23 protein-coding genes are annotated in these 25,780 nt (G+C 50.2%); 10 read left to right on the forward strand and 13 right to left on the reverse strand.

Annotated features, from left to right (window positions below; all coding sequences use genetic code 11):
• The first annotated feature begins 1 nt into the window (after position 1).
• The gene (ihfA, locus tag CBX96_RS04755) at positions 2-298 is read left to right on the forward strand and encodes an integration host factor subunit alpha (protein ID WP_011716870.1); all 297 of its coding nucleotides are present in this window, start codon (positions 2-4) and stop codon (positions 296-298) included.
• A 96-nt stretch (positions 299-394) separates the two neighbouring features.
• A complete protein-coding gene (gene lpxM / locus CBX96_RS04760) occupies positions 395-1,333 on the forward strand; it encodes a lauroyl-Kdo(2)-lipid IV(A) myristoyltransferase (protein ID WP_109285898.1) in 939 nt (312 codons plus the stop codon).
• A 106-nt stretch (positions 1,334-1,439) separates the two neighbouring features.
• Here the strand turns inward: lpxM and hypA are convergent, their stop codons facing one another.
• The 7 genes from hypA to fdhD form a co-directional block, all read right to left on the reverse strand.
• Positions 1,440-1,796, reverse strand: a complete 357-nt coding sequence (gene hypA / locus CBX96_RS04765; RefSeq protein ID WP_109285899.1) for a hydrogenase/urease nickel incorporation protein HypA — start codon at positions 1,794-1,796, stop codon at positions 1,440-1,442.
• Positions 1,796-2,815 carry a hydrogenase expression/formation protein HypE gene (gene hypE / locus CBX96_RS04770; RefSeq protein WP_011626302.1) on the reverse strand — a complete coding sequence of 340 codons (1,020 nt, stop codon included), beginning with the start codon at positions 2,813-2,815 and terminating at the stop codon, positions 1,796-1,798. The genes hypA and hypE overlap by 1 nt, the downstream gene beginning before the upstream one ends.
• The gene (hypD, locus tag CBX96_RS04775; protein ID WP_011622585.1) at positions 2,808-3,947 is read right to left on the reverse strand and encodes a hydrogenase formation protein HypD; all 1,140 of its coding nucleotides are present in this window, start codon (positions 3,945-3,947) and stop codon (positions 2,808-2,810) included. The genes hypE and hypD overlap by 8 nt, the downstream gene beginning before the upstream one ends.
• Before the next feature lie 59 nt (positions 3,948-4,006).
• Positions 4,007-4,252 (reverse strand): HypC/HybG/HupF family hydrogenase formation chaperone, encoded by a 246-nt coding sequence (locus tag CBX96_RS04780; protein WP_109285900.1) that lies wholly within the window; start codon positions 4,250-4,252, stop codon positions 4,007-4,009.
• Positions 4,252-5,013: a hydrogenase nickel incorporation protein HypB gene (gene hypB / locus CBX96_RS04785; RefSeq protein WP_109285901.1), complete on the reverse strand. Its 762-nt coding sequence runs from the start codon at positions 5,011-5,013 to the stop codon at positions 4,252-4,254. The genes CBX96_RS04780 and hypB overlap by 1 nt, the downstream gene beginning before the upstream one ends.
• 212 nt (positions 5,014-5,225) lie before the next feature.
• On the reverse strand, positions 5,226-7,547 hold the full coding sequence (locus tag CBX96_RS04790; RefSeq protein WP_109285902.1) for an FdhF/YdeP family oxidoreductase: 2,322 nt from the start codon (positions 7,545-7,547) through the stop codon (positions 5,226-5,228).
• Complete coding sequence (gene fdhD / locus CBX96_RS04795) at positions 7,531-8,391, reverse strand: formate dehydrogenase accessory sulfurtransferase FdhD (RefSeq protein ID WP_109285903.1); 861 nt, start codon at positions 8,389-8,391, stop codon at positions 7,531-7,533. The genes CBX96_RS04790 and fdhD overlap by 17 nt, the downstream gene beginning before the upstream one ends.
• Before the next feature lie 171 nt (positions 8,392-8,562).
• Between fdhD and CBX96_RS04800 the strand changes: the two genes are divergently transcribed.
• Positions 8,563-9,441 (forward strand): LysR family transcriptional regulator, encoded by an 879-nt coding sequence (locus CBX96_RS04800; protein WP_109285904.1) that lies wholly within the window; start codon positions 8,563-8,565, stop codon positions 9,439-9,441.
• Between the two features lie 4 nt (positions 9,442-9,445).
• Here CBX96_RS04800 and hypF read toward each other — a convergent pair whose 3' ends face one another.
• The 6 genes from hypF to hyaA all read right to left on the reverse strand — a co-directional run bounded on the left by hypF (position 9,446) and on the right by hyaA (position 17,993).
• On the reverse strand, positions 9,446-11,965 hold the full coding sequence (hypF, locus tag CBX96_RS04805) for a carbamoyltransferase HypF (protein WP_109285905.1): 2,520 nt from the start codon (positions 11,963-11,965) through the stop codon (positions 9,446-9,448).
• 71 nt (positions 11,966-12,036) lie between these two features.
• Entirely contained in the window at positions 12,037-13,887 is a 1,851-nt protein-coding gene (locus CBX96_RS04810) for a NiFe hydrogenase (RefSeq protein ID WP_109285906.1), read from the reverse strand.
• On the reverse strand, positions 13,868-14,446 hold the full coding sequence (locus tag CBX96_RS04815; protein WP_011622590.1) for a HyaD/HybD family hydrogenase maturation endopeptidase: 579 nt from the start codon (positions 14,444-14,446) through the stop codon (positions 13,868-13,870). Before CBX96_RS04815 ends, CBX96_RS04810 begins: the two co-directional genes overlap by 20 nt.
• A 7-nt stretch (positions 14,447-14,453) precedes the next feature.
• Positions 14,454-15,128, reverse strand: a complete 675-nt coding sequence (cybH, locus tag CBX96_RS04820) for a Ni/Fe-hydrogenase, b-type cytochrome subunit (protein ID WP_011626297.1) — start codon at positions 15,126-15,128, stop codon at positions 14,454-14,456.
• A 21-nt stretch (positions 15,129-15,149) separates the two neighbouring features.
• Complete coding sequence (hyaB, locus tag CBX96_RS04825) at positions 15,150-16,853, reverse strand: nickel-dependent hydrogenase large subunit (protein ID WP_109285907.1); 1,704 nt, start codon at positions 16,851-16,853, stop codon at positions 15,150-15,152.
• 3 nt (positions 16,854-16,856) lie between these two features.
• Positions 16,857-17,993 (reverse strand): nickel-dependent hydrogenase small subunit, encoded by a 1,137-nt coding sequence (gene hyaA / locus CBX96_RS04830; RefSeq protein ID WP_109285908.1) that lies wholly within the window; start codon positions 17,991-17,993, stop codon positions 16,857-16,859.
• A 350-nt stretch (positions 17,994-18,343) separates the two neighbouring features.
• Between hyaA and CBX96_RS04835 the strand changes: the two genes are divergently transcribed.
• The 7 genes from CBX96_RS04835 (at position 18,344) to CBX96_RS04865 (ending at position 25,767) form a co-directional block, all read left to right on the forward strand.
• The gene (locus tag CBX96_RS04835) at positions 18,344-18,811 is read left to right on the forward strand and encodes a TlpA disulfide reductase family protein (protein WP_109285909.1); all 468 of its coding nucleotides are present in this window, start codon (positions 18,344-18,346) and stop codon (positions 18,809-18,811) included.
• 3 nt (positions 18,812-18,814) lie between these two features.
• The gene (locus CBX96_RS04840) at positions 18,815-19,036 is read left to right on the forward strand and encodes a DUF4266 domain-containing protein (protein WP_086903676.1); all 222 of its coding nucleotides are present in this window, start codon (positions 18,815-18,817) and stop codon (positions 19,034-19,036) included.
• Between the two features lie 107 nt (positions 19,037-19,143).
• The gene (locus tag CBX96_RS04845) at positions 19,144-20,502 is read left to right on the forward strand and encodes a DUF3570 domain-containing protein (protein WP_109285910.1); all 1,359 of its coding nucleotides are present in this window, start codon (positions 19,144-19,146) and stop codon (positions 20,500-20,502) included.
• A gap of 102 nt (positions 20,503-20,604) precedes the next feature.
• The gene (locus CBX96_RS04850; RefSeq protein WP_109285911.1) at positions 20,605-21,507 is read left to right on the forward strand and encodes an FAD:protein FMN transferase; all 903 of its coding nucleotides are present in this window, start codon (positions 20,605-20,607) and stop codon (positions 21,505-21,507) included.
• Positions 21,508-21,517: 10 nt separating this feature from the next.
• Positions 21,518-22,177: a response regulator transcription factor gene (locus CBX96_RS04855; protein ID WP_011716887.1), complete on the forward strand. Its 660-nt coding sequence runs from the start codon at positions 21,518-21,520 to the stop codon at positions 22,175-22,177.
• A gap of 113 nt (positions 22,178-22,290) precedes the next feature.
• Positions 22,291-23,685, forward strand: a complete 1,395-nt coding sequence (locus CBX96_RS04860) for an ATP-binding protein (protein ID WP_109285912.1) — start codon at positions 22,291-22,293, stop codon at positions 23,683-23,685.
• A 444-nt stretch (positions 23,686-24,129) separates the two neighbouring features.
• Positions 24,130-25,767, forward strand: a complete 1,638-nt coding sequence (locus tag CBX96_RS04865; RefSeq protein WP_086903679.1) for a glucan biosynthesis protein G — start codon at positions 24,130-24,132, stop codon at positions 25,765-25,767.
• Positions 25,768-25,780: the final 13 nt, after the last annotated feature.

The raw sequence follows: 25,780 nt of genomic DNA on the forward strand, positions 1-25,780 counted from the left end.
TATGGCACTTACCAAAGCCGAAATGGCAGAACATCTTTTTGAAACACTAGGTATTAACAAGCGTGTCGCCAAAGAGATGGTTGAGTCGTTCTTTGAAGAAATTCGAGGCGCACTTGAAAGTGGTGAGCAGGTCAAGTTATCTGGCTTTGGCAACTTTGACCTTAGGGATAAGAATCAAAGACCGGGAAGGAACCCAAAAACAGGCGAGGATATCCCGATTTCCGCTCGCCGTGTCGTGACCTTCCGTCCCGGCCAGAAACTGAAAACTCGCGTAGAAGCTGCTAACGCGGGCAAGTAATTTCTTAAAGTTTGATAGGAAAGCCACTCCATCGCGAGTGGCTTTCCTATTTTCTTCCTATGTGAATTCAGTCTTTTACTGTCTGAGGTGATTTCTTTGTCAAGACAGCCAAAATATTTCGACCGTCGCTTCCAAATGGCCCTATTGCACCCTAAATATTGGCTCACTTGGTTGGCGATCGGCCTATTAGTCATTTTTGGGATCATGCCCGCGTGGCTGCGTGATCCTATCGCCAGAACCTTGGCCAAACTGGTGGCGCCTATTGCGAAAAAGCCGATAGGCATTGCTAGAGCAAACTTAAAGGCATGTTTCCCTGAAAAATCTGCCGCAGAGATCGAAGCCTTAATCGATGAGAACGTGCAGAACTTCGTCTTAGTGCTGTTATCTCAAGGTGAGCTGTTGGTACGCTCAAAGGCGCATTTACGCCGCCGTGTGAATCTCATGGGCTTTGAGCATGTGCAAGCGGCACAAGCGGAAGGGCAGCCTGTGATATTTATCATGCCCCATGTGTGGCCCATCGATTATGCGGGACTGAGGTTAAACCTCGACTTGCCTATGGTGACTATGGCTAAGGCCCATAAAAACGCGTTATTTAACTGGTTTAATAATAGGGTACGTAGCAGCTGCGGTGGTCATGTTTATATGCGAGAGGCGGGAATACGCGCCTTGTTGGCCGAATTGAAGCAGAACAATAGCTTTTTCTACCTGCCCGATGAAGATTTAGGCCCAGATCAGAGCGTGTTTACCCCGTTTTTAGGCACAGTTAAAGCGACATTACCCGTGGTTGGCCGCTTAGCTCAGGCAGGAAATGCCCAAGTGCTACCAGTAAAAATTGGCTATAACCAAGCTTCACGCCAGTTTGATTTAACTGTTATGCCCGCCATTGCCGCCGAAGACATGGTCGGTAAAGAAAATGAAGCGTTGGCACTGAATAAAGCGGTTGAGCAAGTGATCCTCGCTTACCCTGAGCAGTATATGTGGTTCTTAAGACTGCTGAAGACCCGTCCCGAAGGGCAGGCTTCGATTTATCAGTAAGTGTTTATGCACATATTGTGAACCTAAACAAAATGGGCTTTAAGCGGAATACTTAAAGCCCATTTTTTATCAAGTGCGGATGCTTAAGTAAGAGGCTTACAGCCACTCAGTGCTCGTCCTCTTGCTCCATCTCGAGCTGCATCAGCAGCATATCTTCGCCATCTAATACCCGCGTATGGTAGCTGTGACAAGTAGGACAAACGATAGAGCGCTCAGCAAGTTCAGACTCTTGGTGGCAATCCAAACAGGCAATCACTAAGGGTTGTAGTGTCATCCGCAGTTCAGCATCACGGCAGATCCCATCGAGTTTAAAGGTCTCAAAGGCGGTCTCAAGCAAGGTGGGTTCGACCCCACTCATCACCCCGAGTTTGATATCGACGCGGGTGATTTTATTGGCTCGATTGGTCTTAGCATGTTGCTCGCATTGCTCAATCAAGGCGCTGACGATGGAATATTCGTGCATTAACAAATCCTTGGCAGCAGTTCACCCTGGGGCAGGTCTAAGTAACGTTTGGTATTCCATGGCGTTCTTAAGATCACTTTTCCTGGAAGCTCGTCGCTGACGGTGCCGATGATGGCCGCCTGCTCGCAATGACCAAAGCGCTGCATGATTTCTAAGGCGCCTAGGGCGATATCGTTAGGGACCGCCAAGATAAAGGTGCCTTCATTGGCTAAATCCATGGCCTCAAAGCCATAGAGTTCGCACAAGCCTTTGACTTCATCGCAAACCGGAATACTGGCTTCATTGACGGTTATCCCGACATTGGCGGCCGCCGCCCACTCATTTAACACGGCAGAGAGCCCGCCACGGGTCGCATCACGCATCGCATGAATGGGAATATTTGCCGCAATAAGCTGCTCAACCACGGGCCAAAGAGTGGCACAATCGCTTTGCAAAGCTGATTCGAGGGTCAGACCTTCGCGCGCCATCAGAATCGCGGCGCCATGGCAGCCCACATCGCGGGAGACAATGATTGCATCCCCCGGTGCGACATTCGCCGCCGAGATATTCGGACGTAAAATGCGCCCAACGCCTGAGGTATTGATAAACAAGCCATCGGCACAGCCCTTAGGCACGACTTTAGTATCGCCACAGACGATTCTGGCGCCGCTCTGTTTCAGCTCCTTCGCCATGCTGCGCACAATAGTGGTTAACTGATTGAGCGAAAAGCCTTCTTCGATGATCACGCTGCAACTTAAATACTGTGGCTCGGCGCCCATCATGGCGAGATCATTCACAGTGCCGGCGATCGCCAACTTGCCAATATCTCCGCCGGCAAAAAACAGCGGTGATACGGTAAAGGAATCTGTGGTAAAGGCGGTCGCGCCTTGCAATTCAAGCTTGGCCGCGTCTTCTTCGCTACGCAGGATCGGGTTATCGAACTCGGCAAAAAACAATTCACGAATGAGTTTATTCATCTCTTTGCCGCCACCACCGTGGCTGAGTTGAATCGCTTTATCTTTGGGTTGGAAATCAGCCATGGTGTGGCTCCTTGCTATCTATGCCTTGATAGCGGTAATACGCATTACACGCGCCTTCGGAGCTAACCATACAGCTACCGAGAGGGGTTTCGGGATTGCAGCCGCGGCCAAAGACTTTACAGTCCTTAGGTTTGGCAAGCCCGCGAAGAATATCGCCGCATTGGCAAGCCTTATGATCGTCAATCTCTTTGACGGGTAATCTGTCCTTAAAGTACTTCTCGGCGTCCCTGTGGGCGTATTCGGGTCTTAACTCAAGCGCCGAGTTGGGAATGGGCCCAAGCCCGCGCCAACGAAACTGCGGCCGAGTCTGGAAAAACTGATCCACCTTGGCCTGAGCGGCAAGATTGCCTTCCTCGGACACGGCTCGGCTGTATTGGATATCTAATAGCGCTGTTCCCGCGACCTTTTGCCGCACGATGCGCAGGATGGATTCCATCACATCGACGGGTTCGAACCCCGATACCACCACAGGCGTGCCGTATTGCTCGACGGCGGGGCGATAGATTTTGGCGCCACTGATCACACTGACATGGGCTGGGCCAATGAAGGCATTTACCCTGGCTTTAGGGTCGTGCATCACGGCATCTATCGCGGGTGGTACTAAGACGTGGTTGATATGAAACAACAAATTCGCCAGCTTTTCTTGCTCGGCCAGTTGCAGCAGCACGGCGGTCATGGGGGTCGAGGTTTCAAAGCCAATGGCGAAAAACACCACGGTTTTATCGGGATTGTCGCGGGCGATTTTGAGCGTGTCTAAAGGGTCATAGATAGGGCGAATATCACAGCCCTTGGCCCTGAAACTGGCAAGCGAGCCTTGGGATCCGGGCACGCGGATCATATCCCCTAGGGTCACTAAAATCACATTCTCTTGCTGGGCGAGCACTGCGGCTTGGTCAATTCGTTCCTTGGGCATCACGCACACAGGGCAGCCGGGACCGTGGATAAACTCAATATTTTCCGGCAATAAATCCAGCAAGCCGTATTTCATGATGGTGTGGGTATGGCCGCCACAGACCTCCATGATATTGATAGGCTCTTTGAGCGTGCGGGCGCATTTAGCGATATCCTCCGCAAATGAGGCTATGGTATCGGGGTCGCGAAAGCCTTGATAAAGTTGTTTTAGGTCAAGCATCTTCAGTCCTTGCGCAGTTTTTGGCTGTTATTTGTTATCACTTTTACTGCGGTGATTACTTAATGCGTGGTCTCAGCTTCAAGTTTTAAAACTATCTCTTTATATAATTCAAGGCTTTGCAGTGCATCATTGCGATCAATTTTATTCATCACAAAACCAATATGGATAAGCACATAGTCGCCAATGGCTAAAGGCTCAGTCATCAAATGGCAGCTCACATCGCGCCTGACACCTAGTGTATCGACGGTGACCGATTGACGCTCGTTATCGACGGCCACGACTTGGGAGGGAATAGACAGGCACATTATTGTGGCTCTCCCGAAGCGTGGTGAAGGTTGTTGTTCAGCCATGCAACGACGGCTCGCATAGAATCGCCATCCTTAATTGAGACTTCCAAAATCTGTGTGTCGGGGTTGAGCTTCTTAAGTTGGGCTTTGGCCTCGTCAACACTGAAATCGAAGTAGGGCAAGAGATCACACTTGGTGATGAGCACCAGATCGGCGCGGCGGAACATGACGGGATATTTCTCAATCTTATCATCGCCTTCGGGAACCGAAAGCAGCACGATATTTTTATGGGTGCCGACATCGTAACTGGCGGGGCAGACGAGGTTTCCCACGTTTTCGACAAAACAAATATCTAAGCCTTCGAGTGGCAAGTGATGTAAAGCGCCGTGCACCATAAAGGCATCGAGGTGGCAGGCACTGCCGGTTTGAATTTGATGGGCCTGAATGCCTTTGGCGATTAAGCGGTCGGCATCGCGGGAGGTCTCTAAATCCCCTTCAATGACGGCGTAGTTGAGGGAAGTGTACTCTTTTAAGTGTTCGAGCAAGGTGGTTTTGCCACTGCCTGGGCTACTCATTAAATTGAAGGCGGTGATATTGTGCGCCTCAAAATGCGCGCGGTTATGGGCGGCTTCAACATCGTTTTTATCGAGAATTTTATGGATCACCGACAAGGTTTTTTTATCGTTAAGCTGAGGATTTGTGTGCAATTCCTGATGGTGATGCAGATGGCCGTGATCATGGGAATGGCGGGGTAAGGAGCAGCCGCAGTCTTTACACATCTTATATTTCTCCTTGTCCTAGGCAAAATGCCTCTTTGGGCGGTATTAGCCTGACAATATGCCGATGCTATTAAATAGGGTTAATTTGATTACGCTAATGTTAAGTGTGATACAAATCGGCTGTGGATTCTTTGATGTTCGTCAGGTTTATTTGGATAAACAAAGGCCAAAGAAAATTTCTTTGGCCAGTGGGGATAATGCGCTTACGTGGCTTAGCGTTGAAGGATGTTGATTTTGTTGCTGCTCGCGGGGGTTAAGATAACGGGAACCGATTTTGAGGTCGGGGTGTAGGAGCCTACGCCCACACTGTCGATGGCGACTAAAGGATTAGTCTCTGGGTAATAGGCGGCGATATTGCCCTTGGGGATCTCGTAATAAATTACCATAAAGTCATACACTTTGCGCAATTTTCCATCGTTAGTGAGCGATTGGATATCGACTAACTGGCCGTCGCTAAACCCCTGCGCTTTGGCATCATCACTATTCATAAACAGCACATTGCGCTTGCCCTTAATGCCGCGGTATCTGTCATCCATGCCGTAGATGGTGGTGTTGTATTGATCGTGTGAGCGCAGACTTTGCAGTAGTAACACTGGCAGCGTACTGGTCAGGGCCTGACTCGAACAATCGGCAATGATGGAGTCGGGTAAAGCACAGGCGTTAAATTCAGCCTTGTGGCTTTGGGTATGCCAGTCGAGCTGCGCGGCATTATTGGTTAAATGGAATCCCGCAGGGACGTTAATTTTTTGATTGTAGTCTTCGAAACCTGCAATGGTTTGCTCAATCAAATCGCGGATCAGGCTGTAATCATCCCTTAGGGCTAACCAGTCAATTGACTTGGCACTGGTTGCATTGATTGAGGGGGGGGGCACAGCCAAGGTGGCATGTGCCATGCGCGCCACAATATCGATTTCCGACAGGCAGAGTGGCGATACCGCATCGTTCATCCCAGTTGAGGCGTGCACCATGCTAAAGGTATCTTCGACGGTGATTTTTTGAATGCCGTGTTTTTGCTTATCGAGTTCGGTGCGGCCAAGGCAAGGTAAGATCAGCGCATCATTGCCGACCTGTAAGTGACTACGATTGAGCTTAGTGCTGATTTGCACATTTAAGCGCGCTTTTCCCATGGCGCTATAAGTAAAAGCGCTGTCGGGCGCCGCTGCGGCCAGGTTTCCGCCGAGGCAGATAAGTACTTTGCTTTGCTCACACTCTAAGGCCTTTAAGGCTTCAACCACGTTATGACCCGCGGCGCGGGGTAATTGGCTGCCTAAATACTGCTCTAAACGGTCAATAAACTCGGCTTTGGGTTTTTCGTTAATTCCCATAGTGCGGTTACCCTGCACATTGCTGTGACCGCGCACAGGGCAAAGCCCGGAACCTGCTTTGCCAATTTGACCGCAGAGCAGATGCAGGTTGATGATTTCACGGATGGTATCGACCGAATGTTTATGCTGAGTGATGCCCATGGCCCAGCAACTGATCACCGTCTTGCTTTGGCTAAAGACTGTGGCGGCTTGAATAATATCGACCTTGGATAAGCCCGATTGGGCTTCAATCTGTTGCCAGTCGGTATGACGGATACTCTGCTCATAGTCTGCGAAAAACGCAGTGTGGGTGGCGATAAACTCACGGTCGATACACTTTGCGTTCGACTCAAGGATATGCTTTGCCATGCCGCGAATAGCCGCCATATCGCCGCCCAGTAGCGGCGTCAGGTATTGATGGCTAATGGTGGTCGCAGCGGGAGTTAATAACTCAGTTGGACTTTGTGGGCTGGCGAATCGCTCCAGCGCCACTTCTTTTAAGTTATTGAAGGTGACAATTTTACAACCCTGTCTGGCGGCTTTACGTAGGGCATTCATCATCCGTGGATGGTTGGTGCCGGGATTTTGCCCAAAGACAAAAATCGCTTCGGCCGCATCGAAATCGCTTAATACGACTGTGCCTTTGCCGACACCAATGGCTTGGTTGAGTGCAACACCGCTGGCCTCGTGGCACATATTCGAACAATCCGGGAAGTTATTGGTGCCATACAGTCGGCCAAACAATTGATAGAGATAGGAGGCCTCGTTGCTGGCGCGGCCCGAGGTGTAAAACTCCACCTGATTGGGATCGCTAAGGCCATTGAGCGTATCAGCAATCAGCTGAAAGGCATCATCCCAGCTGATGGGTTCATAGTGATCGGTCGCGGCGTTATAACGCATAGGTTCGGCCAAGCGGCCCTGATATTCGAGCCAATAGTCGGTCTGCTTAGCTAACTGGCGCACCGAATACTCGGCGAAAAAGTTGCGGTCAACAATCTTGCCCGTCGACTCCCACGCCACGGCTTTGGCGCCATTTTCACAAAACTGAAAAGCACCAGCCTTGTTATCGCCCCAGGCACAACCCGGGCAGTCAAAGCCATCGGTTTGGTTTACCCTGAGCAGATTTTTGATATTTTGCTGGGTCTTTTGGCTCCGCAGCACATGCTTTAAGGTCGATTGCAGTGAGGGGAAGCCGCCGGCTTTGGTCGGTTTTTCAATATGAACAGGCATAAAATTCTCCGCGATTGCATTGGGATGCAAGGCTTTCATCAAATATGGAGTAGTGGATTGGCGGATCAAACTTAGGAATATGGACAAGATTAAGCTGGTATTTCAGCGCCAGTTTTACCGCGAGCTGGCTCGGTGACGCGAGACTAATCAAATGGTTGGCACCATAACGCACCGCCTTTTGGATCAACTCGCTGCTGCAGCGACTGGTCATCAGCAGCGCCTTGGCGCTGCGCTTTTGCCGCCGCAGCGCGCCAATGAGCTTATCTAACGCATTGTGACGACCGATATCTTCACGACACTCAAGGATATTACCAGCCTCATCCAAGGCAAAAGCCGCATGGATAGCGCCGCTACGCTGCGCCTTAAGTTGATGTGTATGTATTTGCTGTTTGAGGCTGTCGACATGTTCAAGTACTAAGGGCGCGCAGGCGGGTAATGGCGAAAAATCTGGTAGGGCATGACCTAGGGCTTCCACACCGCAGATCCCACAGCCAGTTGCGCCGACGAGCCGTCTTTTGCGTTGTTTAAGGGCGATGAAACAACGATTGGCTAAAGTGACATCGAGCATTACGCCGTCTTGGACGGGAGTGATATCAATCTCATGCACATCTTGGTCTTGGCTGATAATGCCTTCGGCGAATAAGAAGCCAATCACAAAATCCTCAAAGTGATCGGGCGTTATCATCATCACCGCATAGCTGATGCCATTGAGGTTGATGGCGGCAGCGATCTCTTCAACCAGATGCGAATAACGGGTGTTAGGCTGTTGAGCCGTGTTTGGGCCGTGTTGAGATCTAGGGCAGAGGCTTGGATCATTCGCCGAATCGAGTGGGTGAGTTAGCACGCATTTCAACCTAAAATTGGATGTTGATCACATTCTAGGGAGGGTTTCCGCGCTAGGCCAATCAAACTATTTTATGGATTGATAGAGGATTTCTATTAAACTATGGATACCAATAGGGTTTGATTTTTCAGATTTGTCTAAAGCACTGTATCTAACTATGTCGAAAACACTATGAATATTCGCCACCTGCATTATTTCCAACAACTCGCACAATTACAGCATTTTGCCAAAGCGGCGAACGCCTGCCATGTGACGCAACCGACACTCTCCGCGGGGATAAGCGCCCTTGAAAAAAGCGTAGGCACAGAGCTTGTGGTGCGGGGGAGCCAGTTTGTGGCGCTCACGGATGCGGGACAGATCATGCTGCAATACGCCGAGAGAATGTTGCAGGAACAGGCAGCGTTGAAGCAGGAGTTGAGTCTGTTTCGTGGCCAGCTCACGGGTTCGTTACGGATTGGCATAGTGCCGCAATCGAGTATCGACATCATGCCGCTGATTAAGCTGTTTAATCAGGCTTATCCCAATATCAGCATCAAGTTATCTGTGATGACCAATGGACAATTGATTGAAAATCTTAGTCTGCATAAAACCGATATCGGCCTTGGGTTTGACGAACAACTCACCGAGGCTAATCGGCGTAGCTTCGTATTTTATCCGCAGCGGGCCAATCAAATGGCGCTGTTGTCCTGTGATTCGGTTGATGGCAGTGCAAGCAAATCCTTGTCTTTAGCGGACATAGGTACGCGTCCCTTAGTGCTGCTGAGTCAAAATATGCAGTTTAGAAAATACATAGATAATGCGATGGCGCAGGCGGGGATCGATTTTAATTTGGTACTGGAAACCGACTCATTATTCCACTTAATCGGCGCGGTAAAGCATGGTTTAGGCAGTGCTATCGTCAGCCGCGGTATTGCCGAATCGGTGGCGCAACTCTTTGGGATCCCGTATCAGCTTTTGGACGGAGTCAGTTCAGGGCAAACGGTCTTTATGACCCGTAAGCACAGCATTACGCCCGCAATGAAAGCCTTTATGAACCAGCTTGAGTCTTAAACCATCACTGGTTATTGCTCACGTTTTGATGGATACCATACCAAAGCTGCCCGAGGGCGATACCGCCATCGTTGACGGGAATATGTTTATTGGCCAGCACTGTATTACCCTGTTGGTGCAGTTTACTGAGGCAATATTCGAGCAAATATTGGTTTTGAAACACGCCGCCGCACAGCACTACGGGCAGAGTTGGGTAGCGCGCAGCATAACCACAAACGGCATCCCCCACACTATGCAAAAAGGCGCGGGCTAACTGCGCTTGCCGAACGTCAGTGAGCGGCGCTTCGGTAATCAGCGTGATTATCTGCTTAAAGAGCTGGCTACTGCGCCAGATATACGGTTTGTGCATCGGGCTGTCACTGGGCTTATCCGTCATTTCCAAGGGCAAGTCGAGCATCAGCGTCGGCAGTTGTTTGGCATCGGCCCGTCTTGCTGCCGCTTCAATTAACATGCCCGCTTGGCCTTCAAATTGGGTGGTGTCGATAAAGCCTAAGGCGCAGGCGAGGGCATCGAACAAGCGCCCCACCGAGGAGCTGTTAATCCCATGGCCGTTTTGCCAGATCCGATGCAGATTGCTTAAGGTGATGGGGCTTAAGGTTGTCAGAATCGGCAACTTAAGAGCTTGCACTTCCTCGAGACTCATCTGCTGAAACAGTAATGCCAGCAGCAATCGCACTGGCTGCTTAATTGCCTGTTCTCCACCGAGTAAGGGAATTGCCTCGAAATGGGCAAGCCGCTCGGCGCCGTGAAGGGTGGTGAGTAAGACTTCACCGCCCCAGAGGCTGCCATCGTTCCCAAGCCCTGTGCCATCGAAACTAAAGCCTAATACTGGCTCTTTATATTGATTGATGGCCATCACGCTCAGCACATGCGCATGGTGATGCTGCACACTTAAGGTTTGGATTGGGTGCGTGTCTTGGCTTTGTGTATCAAGGCTGTGCAGTTGCTGCGTCTCAGCCCAGCGCGATGGTGCGTAGTCTGGGTGCTTATCGTGGACAATCAGCTCGGGGCTGAAATGATACAGACGAGCAAAGGTCGCCAAGGTGCGCTCGAAGTACTGCTCGGCGCTGACACTAAAGAGATCGCCGATATGCGGGCTTAAAAACACATTCGAGCCAAAACCTAACGCAATGGCATTTTTTTGTTGGGCGCCCACGGCAAGAATGGAGTGACTCAGCGGCTTAGGTAACGGGAAGCTTAAGGGCGCATATCCCCGCGCTAAACGCAGCACTTGCACCTGTGGCGCACAGCCGTTTGGCGGTTGGATAAGTTGCACCACGCTGTCATCACAGCCGTTGAGGATGGGGCGGTTGTGATCGACTATGGCATCCACCACATGGCCTAGTTGACTGATAAGCTCATCACAATCGGTAATAATTGGCTCGCCAGAGACATTCGCACTGGTCGCGACCAGTGGGCCATTAAATCGCCCGAGCAGTAAATGATGCAGCGGTGTGTAGGGCAAAAATATTCCGAGTTTTGGGATATTAGGCGCAATCTCAGTGCTCAGATTGTGTTTATCCAGCGCCTGCATCAGTACTATGGGCCGCTCCTGCGCGCTTAAGGTTTGCCACTCTGCCTGTGTGCCCGTTACATAGCGTTTTGCCACTTCGATGCTCGGCATCATCACCGCTAGCGGCTTAGCTTTTCGTTGCTTGCGTTGCCTTAATTGATTGATGGCTAGGGTGTTGGTTGCATCGCACATTAAGTGGAAGCCACCTAAACCCTTTATCGCAAGAATCTGCCCTTGGGCCAGTTTTTCGGCCGCGGCCGACAATACTGCAAGGCTGTTGCCGTGCGAATGAGGCAAGGCGTCAAGGGCGATGACATCACCAGTCGGCGTTTTTAAACTGAGCTCGGGGCCACACTTAGGGCAACTCACAGGCTGGGCGTGATATCTGCGATTTAGCGGATCTTGATAAGCCTTGGCGCAGTCGGGGCACATGGCGAAATCTGCCATGGCGGTATGATGGCGATCGTAGGGTAAGGCATTGATAATGGTGTATCTTGGGCCGCAGTTAGTGCAATTGGTAAAGGCATAGCCAAAGTGGCGATCCTGCGGATTATGCATATCGCTTAAGCAATCCTGACAGGTACTCTTGTCGGCCGATACGGCAACGAGGGCGGCTAAATGATGCTCACCAGATTCATCACTTTGGTCATCACCTTGGCTATCACTTTGAATAATATCGAAGCTAGTCTCTTCAAGCTTTACCGCTAACGAACTCTGGGTCATCAGATCGATACGCGCCAGCGGCGGCGGATTGGTGGTTAACTCACACACAAAGCTATCCAACTGAGCGGTGGGGCCTTGCAGCTCAATCATCACGCCCTTGGCATTATTTAGCACAGTGCCGGTTAATTTAAGCTCACTCGCCCAGCGGTAAACAAAGGGGCGAAAGCCCACGCCTTGCACTATGCCCGTGATATGCAATTGGCGGCGCTCGAGTTGATCGGTTTGATTAGTGGGTGAGGTGGCTTTTTTCAATCTCGGTATTCTTCGCTTATCTGGCGGCATCTGCATGGAAGATAAAACATTTTATCCTCCATGCGTTAGCGCTATCTGAATGTAAGGCTAGCGGTGAGCGGGTGTTGTTAAAGGTTATTTAACTGCCGCTGCTTCACATAGAGCGCGCCTACGGCCAGGTTGTCGCCCTCTAAATCCAGACTGCGATTGACCAATAGCGGGAAGTTTTTCCCGAGTCGTAGGCTAATACGCTTGCAGAGGGTTTCGTTGGCTAACTCATTGCCCGCTAACGCAATGTTGTGTACACCGATATTTAAGTCAATGTGTTCCAGCCAATTAGCTAGGTAGTCGGCGAGGGAGTCCTGCATTGCAAAGGCCAGTTGACTCGGATCGCTGTGCCCAGCAACGCGAAAACTCAGCAGCGTGCCTAGGGTTTTACACCAATTCAGGCTGCGGTGGGCCTCACCTTTGGTGAGGGGATAATCGATGCGCGGCGCATTCGCACCATGGTAACGCATGGCGGCGGCAAGCAGTGCATCGCTCAAATAAGCTTGCGATTGAGTTTCTTCCTGTGGATTTAGGCCAATCAATACTGCAGCAATCGCCCACAGACTCTGAAGATTATCGCGTCTGCCGTTAAGTTTTAGGCTCAGCAGCTTTAAGTAGTCTTCTGGAAACAAACTCTTAAATTTTTGCGCAACGGCTTTTTGTGGACTGCTGTCGAGGCAATGGAAAATCTCGTAACCATTGTCGGGCAGTTCGGGGAGGGCGAAAAACAGTGAGGTGTCTCCCTTATTGTCGCAGGTGACGATTTGGCCAGTGTGGTGATGGCTTAAGTAAATCACCGCCGCATTTTTAGCCTGCTTATGGATCGTAAATTTACCATTAAGCAGCGCTGCAAACAGGGCTGCATCCGCTATGGTATGGTCTTCCTCACTCGCGGCATATTCAGCTGTATCGGCCTCACTTGGTATGGCCTGCACAGTCAATAAACCTTGGTGTGAACGGGTTTTCTTATTGGCTTGCCATTTGGCCTTAAAGCCTAAAAAGTGGATGTCTTCTCGCAGAGGCTCCGGCGCACTGAATTGCTTAATGGTTTGCGGCGCTGTGCTTTCGGTTGTGTGGCTGCCTAACTGAGCCCAAGCGCCATCGACCCAGGCGAGCGCCGGCCTCTGGTGCGCACCCTCAAGATAAACCCAATCGATACCTTTTTGCCGCAGGATTTCACTGAGCACTAACACCACTCGGCTGTAACCAAAGCAGATATCGTAGAGCGGTGCGGGCAGCTTTTGATTATCTTGGGTTGGTCTGACACACATCAGCGGTTTTTCGATACTGGATAGGGCGAGGACTTGATTATCCTTCAGGCAAAAATGCGCGTTGAGGGTATTGGGATTACAAATAAGCAGTTGCGGTCTGGACACTGTTGTATGGGCAAAGGGCGTTAGGCTTAATTGCACGCCTTCGCAGGCTAAATCGAGTGAGCCTTGGCTGATAAGCTGCGCGGCCATCGCCTTGAGATCGGACAGCGTTAACGCCTTTTGGGCGCTGGTTAAGCGCTTTTCACCGTGGCAGCAAGTGCAGGCTAAATCGAGCTGACCAAATTGCGCCGCCTGATTATCACCAAATCTGGGATAACACTGCTGGCAAAAAGCCGCGACCGATTGCACGTTAAGCGCACCCTCAGTGGATGGGACGGTCAATAATGTCCGTTGTCCCTGCGGCGCCTCAATCGCATGAATGCCTGAGTCGATCAGCCAGACTGAAATTAAAAAGTCGGCGGCGATCGCCTCGGCTAATTGTTCCAGCTGCGTTTGTTCGCCTTGGGCCTCAATAAAATAAGTGTGCGAACCAAAATCCTGCTGACTGTCGCAGCCGATGCTGATATTGAGCGCATCGTAATTTAGGTATTGATTACATAAATGCGCATACAAAGGCACCTGACGCGAGCAGGTAAACTCAAATCTGATGTGTTTCATCTTCTATATTTTCACCAGTAGTGACGCCACGTTTGTAAGAATTGGGGATCAGCGAATCGATACTATGCTCGGCAATGCGTGTCGCGGTGAACCCGAGGGAGGCTAAGTGGGTTAACAGGGTTTGTTCCATCAAGGGGACGGCGGCGGCCACCTTAGTGGTTAGTCCCAGTGTCATCGGTTCTAACACGGTAGGGGTGACACCTAACACAAAGGTTTTGGGTCTGTCGCCCACCATTTCCATCATATTGAGGGTTTGCAGCATTTCGACTTCATGGGCGCTGCCTTGCCAGTCGATTTCCTGCGGGGCTTTATCAAAATCAAAGAAATACACTTCGCCAGCCTCGACGCCGTTGGCATTGACGGTATCGACTACGATCAAATAATCGTATTGGCAAATAATCGGAATGAGTCCCTGGGCCAAGGTGCCGCCATCGAGCATCTCCAGCTGGTGGGACTCGTGTGTGAACTGATAATTCTCAGCGATGTAATTGACAAAATGTACGCCGATGCCTTCATCGGCGTACAGGACATTGCCAATACCCAGTAGCAATATCTTCATTGGACTCCTAGTGGTGTGAGTCTGGTTTCGGGTAGTCGTAACCAGAGACAATTGAGTCGACAGAGTTATGTTTGAAGCGTATCCCTGACCAAACCGCCATATAGACGTGGATAACCACAAAGATAACGAAAGCCCAAGTGAGGTAATGGTGCCAAATTCTCACCTGTGCCAGTCCACCCATTTGCGCCGTGATCCAAGCTGCGCTGCTCCAAAGCATGCCACCTAAACCTTCATGGTAGACGTTGGCATACAGCACGAGTCCAGTAATACATATCACAAGTGCCACGAAGGAGATTGCTACGTAGGTCACAAATTGCAGCGGTCCGTAAACACCGGCTTTATGCAAGTGTCCCATCCAAATGTAGGATTTCAGTTGGGTGATCCAGCTCTTAACGCTCATCACATCACGGAATGAGCGTCGCTCGATATCGCTTCGACTGAAAAAATACAGGTAGAAGCGGACCAAGGTGACTGCGGTCAACACAAAACCGCAGATCAGATGGGCAAATCGCACCCAACCTTGTACCAATACATCCGTGCTGTCGGGCGCCACAAGAAACGGCCAAGCGATATAGAATCCGGTGATCACCAGCACTAAAATCGACAGTGCCCGTAGCCAGTGGAAAATCCGTATCGCGGGACTAAAAACCAGTGTCCGAATGCGGGTTTCAGAATGGTTCATGTTGCGTTCCCTCCCTCGTTGTTATTGACCATTGGGGCTGACACGGAACTCGCTCAGTGCTTGACCTTTGAAATCCATCACGTGTACTGAACACGCCATGCAAGGGTCGAATGAGTGAATAATACGTATCACCTCAAGGGGCTTAGTGGGATCTTCCAGTTTCAAACCAATGAGTGAGGCTTCGTAGGGGCCAATCTTGCCATTAGCATCCACAGGGCCTGCGTTCCAAGTGGTGGGCACCACGGCTTGATAGTTCTCAATGACACCGTTTTTGATGCGGATCCAGTGGCTTAACATACCGCGTGGCGCTTCAATCATGGCGTGACCCACATATTCACGACTTGGGTCGATATGGGGTTTCACATAGGTGGTTTCATCGGATTGAATATTGGTTAACAGGGCATCGAAGGTTTTCAAACCTTCCTGCGCCACGATAACCGTTTGCAGCATCCGCGCCGCGGTACGGCCTAAAGTGGTGAACAGGGCTTCAACCGGCAAACCCGTGCGAGCCAGCAGCGCATTGACGGCATCGACGACCACTTTGTTGCCACGGGCATAGCTCACCAGCAGGCAGGACAATGGACCCACTTCGACGGGTTCGCCTTGATAGCGGGGCGATTTCACCCAAGAGTATTTGCCATCGCCATCTAAGGTGGGCAGTTTGCCGTAAACTGTATCGCGCTCAACAAAGCCGGTGTAGTTGGGGATAGTTGTGCCATCGTAGGGATGCTGCGGCGCATCGGCGCTATACCAAGCATGGCTGACGTCTTCGGCGATTAGCTCTGGGTTGATGTCGCTCACGCCCGCTAGGTCGCCCTTCATGATCACGCCTTGGTCGAACAGGTATTCGCCATTGGCGAGTACAAAGTCATTGGTCGCCATGAAGTTTTTAACGTTCACGCCGCCAAGTACGCTGGCTTCACCACCAAAGGCTTCCGCCGCCATGACGATATCTGCTTGATAGGCACGCAGAATAAAGTCGGTCACTATCGCGTGTTTTTGTTTCCACTCCTGCAGACGCGCAGGGCTTAACATATCGCGAACTGAGGTCACACCGCCCACAACCAATGATTGTGGATGCGGCTGTTTACCCCCGAAAATCGCCAGCATTTCGGCGGCAACTCTTTGTACTTCAAGGGCTTTGAGGTAGTGCGACAGGGCAATCAGGTTTTGCTCTGGGGTAAATTTATAGGTGCCATTGCCCCAGTAAGCGTTAGCGAAGGGGCCGAGTTTGCCGGTTTCGACAAAGCCTTTAACCCGCTCTTGCACCGCTCTTAATTCGCCTTCGCCCGCGGCAATCGGCTTGTCGGCATATTTAAGGGCAACCTGTGCAGCCTTGGCGGGATCGGCGCTCAATGCTGACACGACATCCACCCAGTCTAAACCGTGTAGATGATAGAAGTGCACTATATGGTCATGCATATAGAGCGAGGTTTGCATCAAGGAGCGCAGGTATTTCGCGTTTAACGGGATTTGAATGCCTAGGGCATTTTCCACCGCTTCGGTACCACAGCGATAGTGGGAATAGGTACAAACACCGCAGATCCGCTGCACGATCAGCCCCACGTCCATTGGCGTGCGGCCCTTGAGGATGACTTCAATACCACGCCACAGGGTAGAGGATGACCATGCTTTGTTGATGACATTATTCTCATCAACTTCGACTTCGATACGTAAATGACCCTCAATACGGGTGATAGGGTCGATAACAACGCGCTTGCTCATGGCTTATTCCTCCAGCGGCTTGGCAAAAATACTGGCAACGGCGTGGGCTCCAATGCCGACGACGGTTGCGCCTAAAATCACCGCACCGACTGTGTCTGCGGTAGCATCCAATCCATGGAGTAGTTGACGGCCAAGGGGTTTTTCAAAGTCGGCCATATCATCCCAGAAGTTAGGTTCTGAGCAGCCCATACAACCGTGGCCCGCTAACACTGGCCAGCTGGTATGGTGGTTAAAGCGCTCTGTGGGGCAGTTGTTATAGGTATAAGGTCCTTTACAGCCCACTTTGTAGAGGCAGTAACCTTCCTTCGCACCGTGATCGCCAAACTCTTCAACGAACTCACCGGCATCGAAACGGCCGCGGCGTTCACAGTTATCGTGCACCCGTGCGCCATAAGCCCATTTAGGACGATTAAACATATCCAGTGCGGGTAATTTGCCGAACATGATGAAATACATCAGGGTGCCGACGATGTTTTTCTCACTCGGTGGGCAGCCACCTAAGTTGATCACAGGCTTGCTCACGACTTCGTGTACCCCTTTCGCCCCTGTGGGGTTAGGGTAGGCGGCTTGCACGCCACCAAAGGAAGCGCAGGTGCCCACAGAAATAATCGCCGCGGCGCCTTCGGCGGCATGCTTGATAATTTCTAAGCCGGTATGACCTTTACAGCCCACGGTTAAGAAGCTGCCGTTATTAGCGGTCGGTACGGCACCTTCAACGGCGAGTAGATAACGGCCCTTGTAGGTTTCCAGGGCGTGCTCGAGGTTTTCCTCTGCTTGCCAGCCGGCAGCGGCCATTAAGGTTTCGTGATATTCCAACGAGATATGATCGAAGATCAGCGAATCTAAATTAGGTGTATCGGCGCGGACTAAGGATTCAGAGCAGCCAGTACATTCGGCCATGTGTAACCAGATTAAGGGTACACGGTCGGCGAGTTCGGCGGCTTCGGCAACTAAGTTACTAAAGGGCAGTGGTAGGGCGAGCATGCCCGTCACCATGGCGCTCCACTTCATAAAGTCACGACGGGTGATGCCGTGTTGTTGTAATTTTTCGATTAATGTTTGCTGTTGACGGGGAGCGAGTTGGCGCAGTGCGTCTAAGCGCGCCTTTCCCTGTTCATAGAGGGCTGCATGTGTGTCCATGGGTCAACCTTTTTGTTATTTGAATGTAAATTGGTAAGGGTTTACATAATTGACACTGCCAGTTTAGGCCTTAGGCGACACAGAATTCTTGATGCATATCAAGAATTTTCAAGAGATGTGATGAAACTGATTTTGACATTTAATTAACATGATGCAGATCTAATTTCGATTTTGCAAATGGGACAAAATGTCGCACTTTTAACCTTTTTTCTGTTGTAGCTCACTTTGTAATCAATTGATACGGCAAACAATAACCGCCAACGCGAGCTTAAATTTATTCTTCTACAGTTTAAGCAAACCTTAAGATTCAGTTAATAAATTCAAACGCAATTGTGATGGATGGACCTAGTATGAAAAAACTCTTGTTGTTACTCAGTTTGTTAAGTCATGGAGCCCAGGCTGCACCGTCGCTGGAGCATCAGGTGTTTGATGCAAATAACCAAAGTGTTTCCTTGACTGAGTTTAAGGGCAAAGTGGTCTATGTCGATTTTTGGGCGTCTTGGTGTGGTCCGTGCCGTAAGTCTTTCCCTTGGATGAATGCGATGGCACAAAAGTATCGCGAGCAAGGTTTAGCCGTGGTGGCGATTAACCTCGATACCGATAAGGCGCTCGCCGATGAATTTTTAAAGCAGGTTCCTGCGACCTTTACTGTGCGTTTTAACCCTGAGGGTGATGTGGCACGAAGCTTTGATTTACTGGGCATGCCCAGCAGCTTTATGTTCAATCGCCAAGGCGATCTAGTCAAAAGCCATGTGGGCTTTTACCAAGATAATGCCGCCGATTATGAACAAGAACTCGTGAATCTGTTGAAGGAGTAAGTTATGCGTAACATCGCGTTAGTTACCATGTCGTTAGTGATGTTAGGGGTGAGTGGGTGTTCGAGCCTTGGGGTGCAGCCTTGGGAGAAAGGGCAACTCGCGCGGGCGGATATGGCCCTTGACAGTGAAAAGTTAGATCAGGCGTTAGACGATCATATCTACTTCAGTAAGGAAGGCAGTAGCGGTGGTCGCGCGTTTGCGGGCGGCGGCTGCGGTTGTAACTAAGCCTTGTACATTCAACAAGTGGTACCTGAGGTTTAGCCTACTGAGGTTTAACCTAAAATAGGTTTTTAGTCTAAAGACGCGTTAATGACATAAAGGTGTTGTCTGCCATGACAAATAATAACAATAAGTTAGACTCAATCGCCCCACAATCGCTGCAAGTCACAGCACAGGTAAAACCCCAGACTAAACATATTGCCAGCGCCTTAGCCTTGGCCAGTTGTGGCTTGTTTGTCTCAAGCGGCCATGCCACTGAGCTGGCAAAAAATGCCGATGATTGGAAAGTCGATGCCGCGCTGATGTACTACGGCGAGCAAGACAGGGTCCAGGCGGTTGAAGCCATAGGTACGGCGCAGAAAAACTTTGGCGACGACAGTGTGCTGGATTTAAAGCTGGTGGTCGACAGCTTAACGGGTGCCTCGGCCTCCGGTGCGGTCGCCCAAAGCGACAGCCAAACCTTCACCCGTCCTTCCGGTAATGGCCAATATAAAGTGGCGGCCGGTGAGACTCCGCTCGATGATACCTTCCACGATACCCGAGTGCAGGGCAGTGCCAATTGGTCACAGGCGCTCAATTCCGATTGGAAAGTCAATGGCGGCGTGTATGGCTCAAAAGAATTTGACTATATGTCGATGGGTATTAATGCAGGGGTAGAACGTGGTTTTAACAAGGACAATACCACGCTGTTTTTGGGCACGGCCTACAGCTTCGATGTGGTTGACCCCGTCGGTGGCAGACCCGTGGCATTATCCTCTATGGCTATTCGCGACAATTTTACCAGTGATGAAGCTTATCGCACTGCATTCGATGCCACTCGCCAAACGGGTAGTGACGATAAACAAACCGTCGATTTGATGCTAGGGATCACCCAAGTACTGAATCAACGGTGGTTATTACAGGCGAACTATGGATTATCCAGCGTCAGCGGCTACCTAACCGATCCCTATAAAGTGTTGAGCGTGGTGGACAATAACGGCACGACCGAGGACATAGTCTACGAGAATCGCCCCGATTCGCGCCTGAAACACAGTTTTTATGTGATGACCAAAGGAGCACTCGATTCCGGCGTTGTGGATTTCTCTTACCGCTATAACACGGATGATTGGGATTTAACTTCGCACACCTTAGAAACCCACTATCGCTATTACTTTAGCGGCAGTTTCTACGGGCAATTGCATTTACGCTATTACCAACAGTCGGCGGTGAATTTCTATCAACCGTTCCTGCTTGCCGATACGCCGTTACCCGAATTTGCCAGTGCAGACTACCGGATTGGTGACATGAGTGCCTATACGATTGGGGTCAAGTTTGGTCACCGTCTCTCTGGTGGTCATGAGATGACTTATCGCTTGGAATATTACCAACAGGATCCGAAAAACAACGGCACAACAATTCCAGGAGAGCTGCAAAACTACGACTTATTCCCGACCCAAAAGGCAATAACGGCGCAGTTTAGTTATTCATTTTAAAGGTAAACTGTGCTACTTAGTACAAACTATCAGCGCAAACAATATGGGTAGCCTTGCTGCCCATATTGAGTTTTGGCTAAGCCATAGCATAAGGATTTTAAGATGCCAGCAGTTTCCCCTAATGCGCCTTATCGACTCCAACGCCGAGATTGGGGTTATTTAGGTGAATTTAGGGCCATGGCGAGCCCCTGTGAGTTATTGATCGCAAGCCACGACGAAAGCATTGCCTACGATATGCTCGATATGGCAGCCCGTGAGGCGCAAAGAATCGAGCAAAAATACAGCCGTTTTATTGAGGGCAATTCTCTGTGGCGGCTTAATCACGCCCAGGGTGAGCGCGTCGGCATTGATGAGGAAACCTGGCAGTTGCTAGCTTTTGCCAAGCAATGCTTTGAGTTAAGTGAAGGGCTATTTGATGTATCTGCTTGCCCTCTAATGCAAGTATGGCGTTTTACGGCCGATGCCAAGATGCCCGCAAAGGCGGATATCGAAGCCGCGCGAGCCTTGGTCGGCTTTGAGCGCATCGAATTTAATTCCCATGAGTTGTTGATGCCCAAAGGCATGCAGCTCGATTTTGGCGGTATCGCCAAAGAATATGCGGTCGATAGGGTCGCCTATGAGCTTGCCGAGTCCTATGCGGGGATTTCGGTATTGGTCAATTTTGGCGGTGATATCGCTTGTCCAGTGGCAAATGCCGTGCCTTGGCAGGTGGGGATTGAAGATCCGCATCAGCTCGACCATGCCGCGAAAGTGCTGGCAATAACCCAGGGCGCTTTAGCTACTAGTGGCGATACACGGCGATTTATTGAAGTTGATGGCAAGCGTTATGGGCATATTGTCGATCCGCGCACTGGCTATCCGGTAAGTGGGGCGCCGCGTTCGGTGACGGTTCTTGGGCCAAACTGCGTCACCGCAGGCATGTTGGCTACCATGGCCATGTTACAGGGTGAGCAGGCCGAAGCCTTTTTAGCCGAGCAATCGGTGCAATCTAGTATTTTTCGATAGGGCATTATCAATGCGTATCATGTTAGTGGAAGACAACGAGTTATTAGCCCAAGGGATCTGCTTGAGCCTTGCCAAAATGGGGATGCAGGTCGATCACCTAAGTAGTTATCAGCAAGCATTAGTGGGCATTAAGAATGAAACCTTTAGCGCCATAGTGCTCGATTTAGGCTTACCCGACGGCAATGGTAAGGAGCTACTCAAAGCGTGGCGGGCAGAGGGCGTGTCGATTCCGACCATTGTGCTCACGGCCAACACGGATTTTGATACCAAACTTGAGTGCCTCGATATCGGCGCCGACGATTATTTAGGTAAACCCTTCGATGTGCGTGAGTTAGCCGCGCGTATTCGGGCGATCGTTCGCCGGCAATATGGCCTGGATAATAACAGCTTGAATATCGGTGCATTAAGTATTGACCTCAACACCCGTGAGGTGAGTTTTCGCGATCAAAATGTGCCGTTATCACGTCGGGAGTTTCAGCTGTTACTCGAACTGGCGCAATCCGCTGGCCGAGTGTTAACCCGTAATCAGCTAGAGCAGTTAACCTATGGCTGGGATGAGGTTGGCAGCAACTCGATTGAGGTCCATATCCACCATTTGCGTAAAAAGTTAGCCAATGACTTGATTAAGACCGTACGCGGCATTGGCTATACCCTAACCGAAGTCAATTAACCTGAAAATTAACGCGAGAGTCAGGATTTAAGTGACAAACCCGGCGTTTATCGGTATTTAGTAACAGCCTTTTAGGCATGTTTACTCTCACCATAAACGACGGGGACTACGGGGTGAATCGACTCAAGGTGCTGGATGTGTACTCATTACGTTTGTTATTAACCTTGCTGATGCTCTCGGGGATTTCGGTTTCCGTGGGCATTTCAAGCTGGTTCAGCACCCGGGATTCTAAGCATCAAATCGAAGAGTTATTTGATGCGCAAATGCTGCAAAGCGCGAAAATGCTTGAGCTTTTTTATCACGATGAGGCGGAATTTAAAACGCCACAAGAGCTGCCGCAAATTCTCCATGTCCCCGATAGCCAGATCAGTACCTTTGCACAAAAGGCCGATGCGCTAAAGCTGGCCTATGAGCACAAACTCGCATTTCAGATCTGGAGCGAGGCGGGGCAAGCGCTGGTGTTTTCAGACAATATCGGCCGACAACCCATAACTAAGTTTGTTCAAGGCTATAGCAAAAAAGTGTTCGAAGGGGAGCTGTGGCATGTGTTCAGCTTTTTTTCGGTTAAACACAAAGTCTGGATCATCACAGCCCAGCAAGATGAAGTGCGCCAAGAGCTGGTCTCGCAAATTATGCACAATGCCGTAATCGTGCCGCTGATCGTTGTGCCCTTGACCTTACTTATCGTCAGCTTGCTGTTTTACATCTTATTCCGTCCGTTGAAGTCCTTCGAGCGCGAGTTAATGGCACGCTCGCCTAACGATCTCACGCCGCTCACTATGTCACTGCCTAAGGAACTCGTGCCCGTGCGCCGCGCGCTAAACCAATATATCAGCAGCATTGCGCACTTTATTGCGAGGGAGCGTCGCTTTAGTGCCGATGCGGCCCATGAGTTAAAAACCCCCTTATCCGTGATTAAATTACACCAACAGGGGTTAGAAGGTTTAGTGGGCGAGGGTGATGCGGAGCGCATTCACCTTGCCGCTATCGATGCCGGTGTGAAGCATATGAGTCACACCGTTGAGCAACTTTTGTTGCTTGCGCGGGTCGATTCGATTGCCGAACTCAATGTGCAGCCTCATCTGTTACTGCCAATGGTGGAAGATGCGCTGAATCAGCTAATGCCACTGATCACCGACTATGAATGGCAAATCGAGGTCGACGCCGCATTAACGCTCAACTGCGATCGGTTTTACCTGCTGATCGTGCTAAAAAACGTCATCGAAAATGCCTGTAAATACAGTCCTGTCGAAACTGAGATTAGTATCAGTGCCGCAGTCACCCACACCCACGTCGAGATAAAGATCGCCGACCGCGGGCAGGGCATGACTCTGGAGCAAATCGCCAGTGCGACGGAGCGTTTTTACCGCGTCAATGAAAACGAAGGAATAGGCGCGGGATTGGGGCTGTCCATCTGCCACCACATCATTGATTTACACCAAGGAGAATTGACGATCACGCCCCGTGAAAATGGCGGTTTAGTGGTCACGCTTGCGCTCCCCCTGTAACCCACATTTCAAATGGTATTTCAACGCGATTCGCAGCCTTAACATAATTATTTTATGCCCGCTGGCTCGCGTATTGGCAGGCATCATCTAAGATTTGTAGTTAGGGCAAATCGCTAAGATGAGTGATACAGCAAATTTGCAAAACAGATTGATTTTGTTTCTATTATGCGAACTTGGCAGCACTTTATTAGCACTTGTAACTTTTAAAGATCAAATTGGTATGTTAATTCGAATTTGATATTCTTTATTGGTATAAGTATATTGCTAAATAGTATCGTGCAAAAGGAGTTAACTGCATCTTTATTTATGAGTTTTTTACTCCTTCTGATATCTTTCGCGATATGTAACAGCCTGTGTTTTTTTTCGTTCAAACAGCGGTAAAAAAATTTCACTGTGCACACAAAAAACGTTGATTTCTTAGTTTATTTTTAGGTTACCTATCCTATGGTTAGCTTGTTGCGTTGCCAATCGTTTAAACCTTCTTCTTCACTCATTTGCTCACTGGCGCTTAGCGCAGCATTTGCGCTGTCGAGCTCGGCATTTGCTGAAGAGACAAAGCCTGCTGAAAACAAACCCGCCACACCTGTGGTGAGTCCACCTAAGGCGACGGCTCAGCCGGCGAACAAAAATCAAGTGAGATTTACTAAAACGGGCACCTTCGATGGCGACTCAGTCGTGAAGTTAGCTCGCAAGTTGGCTGCTAAACCCTATGTGGTACTAAAGGATCCGCTGCCAGCAGGCCTCGCTAAGTTAACCTACGATGAATACCGTGACATTCGCTTTAACCCGATTTCGTCGATTTGGCGCGATCAAGGTTTACCCTTCCAAATGCAAATGTTTCACCGTGGCTTCTATTTCCAAGATTTAATCGAAATTGCCATTGTCGAAGCTAACCAAGCGACTCACTTAGCCTACGAGCCTAAGTATTTCACTGCGGGTGAGGTTATCACTCAAGCGTTGCCAAATGATGACATTGGTTACTCAGGCTTTCGCATTCATAACCAGTTAAACACCAACGGCGTTTATGACGAGCTGATGGTGTTCCAAGGTGCGAGTTATTTCCGTGCCTTAGGTAAAGGTAACTCCTATGGTTTATCTGCCCGTGGTTTAGCTTTGAAAACCGCAGACCCTGAAGGGGAAGAGTTCCCGATTTTCCGCGCATTTTGGGTTGAACGTCCTTCCTACGACAGCAACCTGATCGTGGTTCATGCACTGCTCGATAGCCCAAGTGTGGCAGGTGCGTACCGTTTCTCGGTGCGCCCAGGTGACAACACCCAAATCGACGTTGAAGCGACCTTATTCCCTCGCGTCGAACTCAGCAAAGTGGGTCTAGCGCCAAGCACTAGCATGTTCTTACATTCACTCAATGGCCGCCACGATACTGACGACTTTAGACCCGAAGTCCACGATTCAGACGGTTTGTTAATGTTTAACGGCCGCGGTGAGCACCTATGGCGCCCACTGGCTAACCCACGCCAATTACAGGTAAGTGCGTTTTCTGACAACTCGCCACAGGGTTTTGGGTTAATTCAACGTGAACGCAATTATGCCTCTTATCAAGATCTCGAAGCCCACTACGAGCGTCGTCCAAGTTTGTGGATTGAACCTGTGGGTAACTGGGGACAAGGTGCGGTCGTTCTGACAGAAATTCCAACAGAATCAGAAATTCATGATAATATCGTGAGCTTCTGGAAGCCGCGTCAGCCTATTCCTGCGGGCAGCGAATATCATTTTGCTTACCGTATGAGCTGGGGCGAGGAGCCAGTGGCGAAAACCAATTCTGTCGTGGTGAGTCGTACTGCCAGTGGTCGTGCCGACATCGCAAAAGCGACCCCAAGACGTTTGTTTGTCGTGGATTATCATCTTAACGGCGCCATGCCCGATGAATTACCGCTCGCGAAGGTTGAGTCTTCCGGTGGGGTGATTTCAAATGTGGTTATTGCGCGTAACGCGGCTAACAATGGTTATCGCCTCGCGTTTGAGTTGGAGCCAGAAGATAAGGAACTTATCGAATTACGTGCCGAACTCAAGTTCTCAACACCGCGTCAGGTTGAAACCTGGCTCTATCGCTGGACGCTTTAAGGTCCATGACGGA

This window comes from Shewanella sp. BC20 (assembly GCF_003129585.1).
Classification (GTDB): domain Bacteria; phylum Pseudomonadota; class Gammaproteobacteria; order Enterobacterales; family Shewanellaceae; genus Shewanella; species Shewanella seohaensis.